The sequence below is a fragment of the Vibrio sp. 378 genome (assembly GCF_033339435.1).
The window spans coordinates 19,546-29,370 of record NZ_JAWOUO010000022.1 but is presented as its reverse complement, the minus strand read 5'-3'; the positions used below and the strand labels follow the sequence as shown (position 1 = coordinate 29,370).

General features: G+C 46.3%; 9 protein-coding genes. 3 read left to right on the top strand and 6 right to left on the bottom strand.

What is annotated here, in order from left to right:
- Window positions 1-78: 78 nt before the first annotated feature.
- Both R7Q48_RS22485 and R7Q48_RS22480 read right to left on the bottom strand, forming a co-directional pair.
- Complete coding sequence (locus R7Q48_RS22485) at window positions 79-1,869, bottom strand: aminopeptidase P family protein (RefSeq protein ID WP_239945745.1); 1,791 nt, start codon at window positions 1,867-1,869, stop codon at window positions 79-81.
- Window positions 1,870-2,072: 203 nt separating this feature from the next.
- Window positions 2,073-3,014 (bottom strand): LysR family transcriptional regulator, encoded by a 942-nt coding sequence (locus tag R7Q48_RS22480; RefSeq protein ID WP_005378791.1) that lies wholly within the window; start codon window positions 3,012-3,014, stop codon window positions 2,073-2,075.
- Window positions 3,015-3,121: 107 nt separating this feature from the next.
- Here R7Q48_RS22480 and R7Q48_RS22475 point away from each other — a divergent pair, with 107 nt between their 5' ends.
- Together R7Q48_RS22475 and R7Q48_RS22470 are read left to right on the top strand one after the other, a co-directional pair.
- Window positions 3,122-4,315 carry a multidrug effflux MFS transporter gene (locus tag R7Q48_RS22475; protein ID WP_005382927.1) on the top strand — a complete coding sequence of 398 codons (1,194 nt, stop codon included), beginning with the start codon at window positions 3,122-3,124 and terminating at the stop codon, window positions 4,313-4,315.
- Window positions 4,316-4,406: 91 nt separating this feature from the next.
- Window positions 4,407-4,688: a hypothetical protein gene (locus R7Q48_RS22470; RefSeq protein ID WP_005378786.1), complete on the top strand. Its 282-nt coding sequence runs from the start codon at window positions 4,407-4,409 to the stop codon at window positions 4,686-4,688.
- A gap of 31 nt (window positions 4,689-4,719) precedes the next feature.
- Here R7Q48_RS22470 and R7Q48_RS22465 read toward each other — a convergent pair whose 3' ends face one another.
- The 4 genes from R7Q48_RS22465 to R7Q48_RS22450 form a co-directional block, all read right to left on the bottom strand.
- Window positions 4,720-5,175, bottom strand: a complete 456-nt coding sequence (locus tag R7Q48_RS22465) for a DoxX family protein (RefSeq protein WP_176311210.1) — start codon at window positions 5,173-5,175, stop codon at window positions 4,720-4,722.
- A gap of 10 nt (window positions 5,176-5,185) precedes the next feature.
- A complete protein-coding gene (locus R7Q48_RS22460) occupies window positions 5,186-5,944 on the bottom strand; it encodes a DNA-binding domain-containing protein (RefSeq protein WP_054577293.1) in 759 nt (252 codons plus the stop codon).
- On the bottom strand, window positions 5,941-6,813 hold the full coding sequence (locus R7Q48_RS22455) for a DUF692 domain-containing protein (protein ID WP_033907320.1): 873 nt from the start codon (window positions 6,811-6,813) through the stop codon (window positions 5,941-5,943). Before R7Q48_RS22455 ends, R7Q48_RS22460 begins: the two co-directional genes overlap by 4 nt.
- A 99-nt stretch (window positions 6,814-6,912) precedes the next feature.
- On the bottom strand, window positions 6,913-7,173 hold the full coding sequence (locus R7Q48_RS22450; RefSeq protein WP_005378779.1) for a DUF2282 domain-containing protein: 261 nt from the start codon (window positions 7,171-7,173) through the stop codon (window positions 6,913-6,915).
- Between the two features lie 281 nt (window positions 7,174-7,454).
- Here R7Q48_RS22450 and uvrD point away from each other — a divergent pair, with 281 nt between their 5' ends.
- On the top strand, window positions 7,455-9,629 hold the full coding sequence (uvrD, locus tag R7Q48_RS22445) for a DNA helicase II (protein ID WP_005378778.1): 2,175 nt from the start codon (window positions 7,455-7,457) through the stop codon (window positions 9,627-9,629).
- Window positions 9,630-9,825: the final 196 nt, after the last annotated feature.

The following is a 9,825-nucleotide window of genomic DNA, read 5'->3' as shown; positions in this document are numbered from 1 at the left end:
TCTAGCTTCTAGCTTCTAGCTTCTAGCTTCTAGCTTCTAGCTTCTAGCTTCTAGCTTCTAGCTTCTAGCTTCTAGCTTCTAGCTGTGTGCTACAGGTAGCGTTGCTTGACGAAGCCACTCTTTCACATCACCTTCAACAAGTGGGCTGATCTCATCCCATACTTTCTGATGGTAATCATTCAACCAAGCAAGCTCTGGACGAGTTAGCATATCAACGTTGATATTGCGCTTGTCGATTGGACAGCGTGTTAGCGACTCAAATGATAGAACAGGGAAGTCACCGTTAGTTGGGGTTTCAACAACAAGCTCTAGGTTCTCGATACGGATACCAAACGCATCTGCACGGTAGTAACCTGGCTCGTTGGATAGCACCATGCCTTCTGTTAGAGGCACGTCGATTTGCTTCTTCGAAATGCTCGCCGGACCTTCATGAACACTTAGGAAGTGACCGACACCGTGACCAGTACCGTGATCGTAATCGTAGCCCTCCGCCCACAGGTGCTGACGAGCTAGCGTATCGATTTGGTAACCACGTGTGCCTTTCGGGAAACGTGCACGAGCAACACCGATGTGGCCTTTTAGCGCGAGAGTGAATTGTTTAATCATCTCTTGTGAAGGCTGACCGATCGCGATGGTACGCGTGATGTCTGTCGTGCCATCTAGGTACTGACCGCCTGAGTCCACAAGGTAAAGCGTGTTCAGTTCTAGCTTGCCAGGTTCAGGTTGGTTCTCGTGGTTGTAGTGACACATCGCCGCGTTGCCACCTGCCGCTGAAATAGTATCGAAGCTAAGATCCATAAGTGTTGGGTCTTCGCTACGGAACGCTTCCAGTTTGTCTGCCAGCGTCGCTTCATCATGCAGGTTACCAGCAGCGACTTCAGCATCTAACCAAGATAGAAACTTGCTCATCGCCACGCCATCACGGATATGACATGCTTTCATACCTGCGATTTCAACGGCGTTCTTCGCCGCTTTTGGCATTAGGCATGGATCAGCTTTACTCACCACAGATGCGCCAGCATTTTGTAGAACCAATTTAAACCATGCGTTACTTGTTGCAGGGTCAACCAGTACATTCTTGCCAGTTAGGTTTTCTAGTCGTGCTTGCAATGCTTCTGGGTGATGAACCGTCACGCCGGCACCAGCATGAGCGTCAAACTCAGCAGGTAGGCGAGCAGGATCTAGGAAGTATTCCACGCTTGAGTCTGAGTGCAGAATCGCGTGAGAAAGCAGAACTGGTAGACGTGAGACATCTAGACCACGAACGTTGAGCAACCAACAGATAGAATCAAGTGCTGTGATCACAGCGCTGTCTGCACCGGCTTTTTTCACGAGCTCTGCGATTTCTTGGCGTTTGCTTTCACTTGATTGTCCAACTGTTTCTGTTGCCATTAGGCGAACATCAGAAACCACAGGAGCAGGGCGGTCGTGCCACAGTTCATCAATTGGGTTGCTATCGAGAATCTTAAGCTCAAGGGTACCTGCAAGTTTTGCTTGTGCCATGTCTAGCCAAGCAGAGTTGTGCATGCGAGGGTCGATTGCCACAGACGCGCCATTTGCAAGATGGTCTTTAATCCAATCTAGTGCAGGCTCTTCAATCAAGTGACGGTATTCGAATAGATCAGCAGGAACCTGCTTTGTTACTTGTACTGTGTAGCGACCATCAACAAAGATAGCGGCTTTGTCTTTGGTGATTACCGCAGCACCAGCAGAACCAGTAAAGCCAGTTAGCCAATGTAAACGCTCGTTGTGCGCTGGTACGTATTCGCCCAAGTACTCGTCTTCATGTGGGACAAGTAGGGCATCAATATTATGTTGTGCTAGCCATTCGCGAATTGCATTCACGCGGCTTTGGGTATCGTTGTGCATCTGTGTTATTCCTTCAAATTACCGCTCCTTCATGCTCAGGTGTGGGAGCTGTTTCCATCTGCTTCATGCAGTTTACGATTCCATTGAGGTTCGCAATCACTTCAATAGAGTCGGAGTACAACTAGGCCATAGATGAGCCAAAAAGGACTACGACAGTTAAGCTACTCATTTTAGCCGCTAAGCGCAAATTGAGCGCGGTGTTTTTATCTAAGGTGATCGGTTTTTTGTGTGATCATCGTACGTAGCCAGCCTAATGCAGGGTCGTTTTCTCTATCTCGGTGCCAGAATAAAGTGTAAGCCATAGGTGGGAATTCTAACGGTAGTGGCAGCACGACCAAATCAAGCTGTTTGGCCGCAAGTTGCACAAAATGACTTGGCGCAGTAAAGATAAAGTCGGTGTATGAACATAAACTTGCGGCACTGTTAAAGTCGGGCACAGTGACGGCAATATCGCGGTCGGCGCCAATATCTGCAAGGCGATAATCCAGCAACCAACGGTCGTTGCCATCACAACGTACTTGTACATGGCGTAGGGCGAGATAGGCTTCCAGATTCCAAGGTTGTTTTAGCGCAGGGTGGTTTTTGCGAATGATGCACATTTGGTAATCACGATAAATTTCCAACTCGCAAATGTCATCGGGTGGTTGAAGAGTCAGCTTGGCATCGTTTATATCGATATCTTTTCCAGTTAAGCCTAAATCCAGTTCGCCGCGTTGAAGCATTTTAAATGTATTATCCGACCACGGGTGTGTGCTAATTGTCACGCCAGGTGCTTGTTGAAAAATCGCCGGTAAGAAATGGGGTAGAATGAGAGGGTAGACACTCTCTACCGCTGCTATTTGAAAACGGTATTCACTGCTTTGCGGAGAAAACTCTTCGGGTTGAGTCAGCACTTCTAACTGATTTATCAACAGATCCAGTTTCGGTTTAAGAAACAATGCGCGCGGCGTAGGTGTTAATCCATGTGAGTTTCGAGTGAAAAGCGGGTCATCAAATTGAATGCGCAGTTTAGCCAGTGATTTACTTACGGCAGATTGGCTTAAGCACAATCGGTGGGCCGCACGAGTAACGTTTAACTCTTCAATCAGCACTTTAAAGCAGACCAATAGATTTAAATCGATACGAGCCAGTTTTTCGACGTTCACAGTGAATTTCCTCTGAGGAATAATGCTCATGATTATACATCATTTCCATTCATATCATCAGATGATTAAGCTTTACCCAAAGTTCTTTATCCAATTCGGAGTGTTGTGTGTCTAGCCAGTTTTCTAATAGTAAAAAACAGATGGCGTTATTGACCCTTTTGGTTCTTTTCAGTCCTTTAGCGATTGATATTTATCTACCTGCTTTACCTCTTATTGCTTCCACTTTTCAGGTCGATAATGCGCTAGCACAAGACACGATCACTTGGTTCTTATTTGCTATGGGTGTTGGTCAGCTATTCGCAGGTCCCCTAGCAGATAAACTCGGACGTCGAACTGTTGCATTGGGCGGTATCACCATTTACGCGATGAGCGCTTTATTGGCGTGGAGTGCTCAAAATATTGAGTGGATGTTGGTTTCCCGACTGCTACAAGGCTTAGGTGCGTGTGCGACATCGGTAGCAGCCTTTGCAACAGTTCGCGATATCTTTGGCCCGGAAAAAAGCGGCAAAATGATCAGCTACCTTAACGGTGCGATTTGTTTCATTCCGGCTTTAGCTCCAATTCTAGGTAGCTGGTTAACTCAACAATTTGACTGGCGTGCTAACTTTAGCTTTATGGCGGGTTTTGCTGTGGTGTCTGGATCATTGATGTTTTTCATGATGAAAGAGACTAACCCGTCAACAGAAAAGCAAGCCGTGTTTAAGCTTAGTCGGTATTGGGCAGTGCTTAGCACACCATCTTTTGTTTTCCATGCGTCATTATGCTTGATGGCGATGGCGGTTATTCTTGCTTACGTTACCTCAGCACCGTCGGTATTGATGACGGGGATGGGGCTGTCGATGAATGAATTCACTTTCTGGTTTGGTGTAAATGCGGTGATAAACATTGCGGCATGTATGCTGGCGCCTAAGTTTATGGAGCGCGTTGGAACTCACAACACCTTGGTCACCGGGATCTCAACTCTGGGTCTCGCAGGTGTGATCATGCTAGTGATGAATGGTCAGAATACCGCGCTTTCTTTCATGCTACCTATCTTCATGTCTTCTGTAGGTTTTGCATTCATTCTGGGTGCAGCGGCAGGGAAAGCGTTAGAACCGTTTGGTGATAAGGCGGGCACGGCAGCTGCACTGCTTGGATTGTTCCAAATGAGTGGCTCTGGTTTGTTGGTGGGTACACTGCAACGCTTATCTCTGGATCCACAAACCTTGATCGCAATTCATATGTGGGTCCTATTACCTGCGTTGGTCGTTCTGTTTACAAAAGCAGGGAAGAACTGGCACTCGAGCTTTGCGAAAGCGTAAATCAGTGTAATTTAGTATTTTCCAATGTAAGTAAGGCGTGTATATTTGTCACTCAGACTTTTCCTGACACCATAACGGAACTCAAAAAGTAATGTCGTTAACCACGTATGAAATGGCTCGTATTCTAGAGCAAATGGAAGATTCACCAGAAAAGGTGATGTTTGGCAAGTTGCTTAATGAGCTGGGTAATCAAAGCTCCGAGCGTATTCGTAGTGCGGCTAAACAAGTACCTCTGCCAATTTTGCGTGATATCGTGTACCAATTTCAGCAAGTGATTGAGTCACGCAAAGATGAACAAGTCGAGCAGATGGCAAAAGACCTCGCTCAGCAAGGTATCTCAGCAGAAGAGCTACTGGCTTACTTGAATAAATAATAAAAAATCCCCGCATGATGCGGGGATTTTTTTAGCTCGTCATTTTCTTTTTCAGGATGTGGTCCAAAGACAGCGGTCCTGGCCCCCATACGATTACGATAAGAATCATCAATCCCCAAAGTTGGTGGTCATAAAAACCTTTCTCCCACAACAGTGGGTAAGAGATCACTGCGATGATGTTGAACACAAACAGAATTGCTGCCATCGGGCGGGTAATCAGTCCTAGTGCCAAGAACACCGGTAGAACCAACTCCGCAGCCGTACCTAAATAAGCCGCCAATTCCCATGGCAGTATTGGCACTTGGTATTCCAGCTCAAATAAGTACAACGTGCTATCCCAAGACAAGATTTTGATTAGTCCTGAATTGAAGAACACCCAAGCAACCCAAAAGCGACAAAAGAGAAGTAGTAAAGGGACAAAGCCTGCTTGTAAGGTACTGATTAAATCATCGTACCGATTCACTAAGTTTTTAACCGTATCCGTCATAGAGTGCTCCTTAGATTGATTGCAATGTAAAGCCGTCAACAATATCGAGTGCCATGATGCGATTGAGATGAGCGAGTAAAACTTCAGGTATTTCGCTCAAACTCTGCTTCTGCTCTAAACATTGCAGCAGTTGGAACACATCGGCATCGAGTGCGTGACACAAGGCTTCTCCATTGGCTTGAATCGAGATGACACCTTGCTGTAATTGGTTGATATTAAGTTGTTCGAATTGCCCAGTTTGAATCGCGCTAAATAGATCGAATACTGCGTAGTTGGAGTCAAAGCTGCGGCAGCCCTTTTTAAGGTGTAAGACTAAAGCGGGTTGTTGCTCTTCACTCACTTCGCCAAGTAACGCAAGCGGTTTTAATTCCGCTGCATTGGATTGTTCATACTGTACTTGACGAGCTAGGTCGATATGCCACTCGAAGCGTGCGACTTCAGGGCTGTAAGGTGCTTGTGCGATCACCTGACTAAACTGCATGATGGTGTCTTGAAAGCCTTCGCCATAATGCACCACATTTCCTTCTTTTAATGGGTAAGAAAGAACATGCTGGCGAGCTATCTGTTCAAAGCATTCTTCACCAAGCAGCGCTTCAACCATCGGGTAGGTCGCGGATAACACCTCGCTTAAGCTGACGATAAAGTTATTGCGGTAAATCTGCATGCGTTCATCAGCGGTAAACGTATCACTGGCAATATCGCAATCTTCGCCGAGTGCTTGATAGTGTAGGGCTTTAGCAAACTGGCTTTGTAAGGTGGCTAGATTCATGATGCCTTCCTTGGTTCGCTTTGTTCACTTGGAAGTGTGCCTTGCAACAGTAGTTGCGATGCTTTCTGTGCTTCTCCTAATAAGACTTCTGGCGCGGGGATATCCAAATCCCATTCAATCAACGTATGACGTGGACCGTGTTTTTTTGTCCACTGTGAAAACAACTGCCAAACTTCATCGCTAACTGGGCGGCTATGGGTATCAATCCATATCTCACCTTTGTCGAGTTGTTTAATGGTAAAACCTGCCAAGTGAATCTCATCCACTTTGTCGGCTGGAATCGCATCTAGGTATGTGTCGCAATCAAAACCGTGGTTGAACGCCGAAACATAAACATTGTTTAAATCGAGCAATAAACGACAGTCAGTGCGCTTTTGCACTTCGGTAAGAAACTCCCATTCGCTGATGGTCGAATGTTGAAACTTCACATAACTAGATGGGTTCTCTATCAAGATCTCGCGTTGCAAATATTCCTGCACTTCATTCACGTTACGAGTGAACACGTTGAGCGCTTCTTCCGTATACGGAAGTGGAAGCAGGTCATTAAAGTAGTGACCGCCGTTTTCACTCCAACTTAAATGGTCAGAAACAAGTATTGGGTCGATTGAGTCAATCAGTGATTTAAGTTGCGCAAGATGCTTTTGACTAACACGTTCCACCGAACCTAGCGACAAACCAATACCGTGGCAGCTAATTTGATATTGCTCGCGAAGCGTTTGTAGCTGATGGCGCTCTGTTGCATTGGGTTGGAAATAGTTTTCACTGTGGATTTCTAACCAAGACAACTCAGGCTGGGATTGGCTAAAGTAATCGAGGTGAGGGGTTCTTAATCCAACTCCAACAAGGTCGTGGAAGGTGTGGTGTTTCACGTGAAACTCCTTTTCAAATCGTGCGGGAAGAGAAGGATGCGTCTTGGCTTTGCGTTGGTTGAGCGTCAACGCATCCTCACAATAGCTAGCGATAAAAGATTATGAAGAAGAAGTGCTACCGCCAGCGAGTTTGTCACAAAGACCTTTTGGTACGACTACGAATGCGTCTTTTTGGTTATCTTCTTTAGAAGTACCAGCGCATGAGCTGCTTTTTGTTGCACAGTCGTTTTTACCTGCTTTAGAAACGCCATAGCACTTTTCTTTTTCAGCAGCGACAGCTGGAGCTGCAGTTAGCATTGTGCCACCAAGAGCTAGAAGACCAGTAACAGCAGCAGTAACAGCTAGATTCGACTTTTTCATAATAAATTCCTCTGAATGATTTCCTTTACTTTAAGTTGGCAAGATGAATCGCCTGTTTTGGCGTTTTTGTTATCAACTTGCTTAACTTAAAAGATAGGAAACTGGCTAAAAAACTTTCAGAAAAATTTCTGAAGTAAATGGGTTTGCAGGGTCAAATAGGTATAACTAATTGATGTGTTGGGCAAAAAAACATCAATTTTTTTATCAAGTTTTGTCTAAACAGCACCCGGTTGTTTAGGTTATAATCGGTTTTTATGTATAAATAACCAGTAGCTCTCATCATGATGGATCCATCTCTATTACTCGACGGTTTGAACGATAAACAACGTGAAGCCGTTGCAGCACCTCTAGAAAACTTGCTCGTTCTTGCTGGCGCAGGAAGTGGTAAGACACGCGTTCTTGTTCACCGTATCGCTTGGCTGATGTCGGTCGAGCAAGCTTCTCCGTTCTCAATTATGTCGGTAACCTTTACCAATAAGGCGGCGGCAGAGATGCGTGGACGTATCGAAGAGCTAATGATGGGCAGTGCAGGCGGTATGTGGAATGGTACTTTCCACGGCATTTGTCACCGTATTCTGCGTGCACACTATCTTGATGCGAAGCTACCGGAAGATTTCCAAATCATTGACAGTGACGACCAGCAGCGTCTGCTAAAGCGTTTGATCAAAGCGCAAAACCTCGATGAGAAGCAATGGCCTGCACGCCAAGTGGCATGGTGGATTAACGGTAAGAAAGACGAAGGTCTGCGTCCGTCGCACATTGATGCGTACCATGATCCAGTGACCAAGACATATCTACAGTTGTACACCGCTTACCAAGAGGCGTGTGACCGTGCTGGTTTAGTCGATTTTGCGGAGATCTTGCTGCGCGCACATGAGCTACTGCGTGATAACAAGTTCGTTCGTGAACACTACCAAGCACGCTTTAAGCACATCTTGGTGGATGAGTTCCAAGATACCAACAACATTCAATATGCTTGGCTACGTATGATGGCGGGTCCTGAGTGTCACGTGATGATCGTAGGTGATGACGACCAGTCGATTTATGGTTGGCGTGGTGCAAAAGTCGAGAATATTGAGAAGTTTACGCTCGAATTCCCAAGCGTAAATACCATTCGTCTTGAGCAAAACTACCGTTCAACCAAGACCATTCTGGAAGCATCTAACACCCTGATTGCGAATAACACCGAGCGTATGGGTAAAGAGTTGTGGACGGATGGCGTGGTCGGTGAGCCTATCTCGGTTTACAGCGCTTACAACGAATTAGATGAAGCCCGTTTTGCGGTGAACAAAATCAAAGAGTGGCAAGACAAGGGCGGTGCTCTGAATGACGCTGCGATGCTTTACCGTAACAACGCCCAGTCGCGTGTTCTGGAAGAAGCGTTAATTCAAGCCGGTCTGCCTTACCGTATCTACGGCGGCATGCGATTCTTCGAACGTCAGGAAATCAAAGATGCCTTGAGCTACATGCGTCTGATTGCCAACCGTAACGATGATGCGGCGTTTGAACGTGTGGTGAATACGCCAACGCGTGGTTTGGGCGATAAGACGCTTGAAACCATCCGCTTTGCGGCTCGTGATCGTGGTTGCACCATGTGGGAAGCGAGTGTGGCAATGTTGGACGAGAAGGTGCTTGCTGGTCGCGCTGCTGGTGCTCTGAGCCGTTTTATCGAGCTTGTCACCGCGCTAGAAGACGACACCTTAGAGATGCCGCTGCATCACCAAACTGACCATGTGATTAAATACTCGGGCTTGTTCGCGATGTACGAGCAAGAGAAGGGCGAAAAGTCTAAGGCACGTATTGAGAACTTGGAGGAATTGGTGACCGCAACTCGCCAATTCGAGAAACCAGAAGAAGCCGAAGACATGTCACTGCTGACGGCATTCCTAACCCACGCAGCACTAGAAGCGGGCGAAGGACAAGCGGACGAATTTGAAGATGCGGTTCAGCTCATGACATTACACAGTGCGAAAGGTCTAGAGTTTCCATTGGTGTTTATGGTCGGTGTGGAAGAAGGCATGTTCCCAAGCCAAATGTCGGCAGAAGAAGCAGGGCGCTTAGAAGAAGAACGCCGTCTGTGTTACGTAGGCATGACCCGTGCGATGCAGAAACTGTACATCACTTATGCTGAAATGCGTCGTTTGTACGGTCAGGATAAATACCATAAACCGTCTCGCTTTATCCGTGAACTGCCAGAAACTTGTTTAGATGAAGTACGAATGAAGGCGCAAGTTAGCCGTCCTTCAAGCAGTGGTCGATTTAGCCAAACTGTTGTGAAAGAGAGCTTTAATGAAACCGGCTTTACGCTAGGTTCTCGTGTGATGCATCCAAAGTTTGGTGAAGGCACCATCATCAACTTCGAAGGCAGTGGTCCACAGAGCCGTGTACAGATTGCCTTTAACGGTGAAGGCATCAAATGGTTGGTAACTGCTTACGCACGACTAGAGAAACTGTAAGGCTTGACCAAAACTCATACCAATCGTAGTAAATAACTGGTCATTCTAGCTTGTTAAAATACTCGATAACTGCGTTGCAATTTTTGATTGTAGAATAACTACTTATCGAAAAATTGCGCCTTGTTCTCAAGCATTTTCCCTACGCTATTTCTGATCACTTATTTACTGTGATTGGTATCATCAACTTAAGAGCTGC

Coding starts and splice junctions, on each gene's coding strand:
- R7Q48_RS22485 (WP_239945745.1), bottom strand. CDS start 1,869: ATGCACAACGATACCCAAAGCCGCGTGAATGCAATTCGCGAATGGCTA.
- R7Q48_RS22470 (WP_005378786.1), top strand. CDS start 4,407: ATGTCGTTAACCACGTATGAAATGGCTCGTATTCTAGAGCAAATGGAA.
- R7Q48_RS22465 (WP_176311210.1), bottom strand. CDS start 5,175: ATGACGGATACGGTTAAAAACTTAGTGAATCGGTACGATGATTTAATC.
- R7Q48_RS22460 (WP_054577293.1), bottom strand. CDS start 5,944: ATGAATCTAGCCACCTTACAAAGCCAGTTTGCTAAAGCCCTACACTAT.
- R7Q48_RS22450 (WP_005378779.1), bottom strand. CDS start 7,173: ATGAAAAAGTCGAATCTAGCTGTTACTGCTGCTGTTACTGGTCTTCTA.
- uvrD (WP_005378778.1), top strand. CDS start 7,455: ATGATGGATCCATCTCTATTACTCGACGGTTTGAACGATAAACAACGT.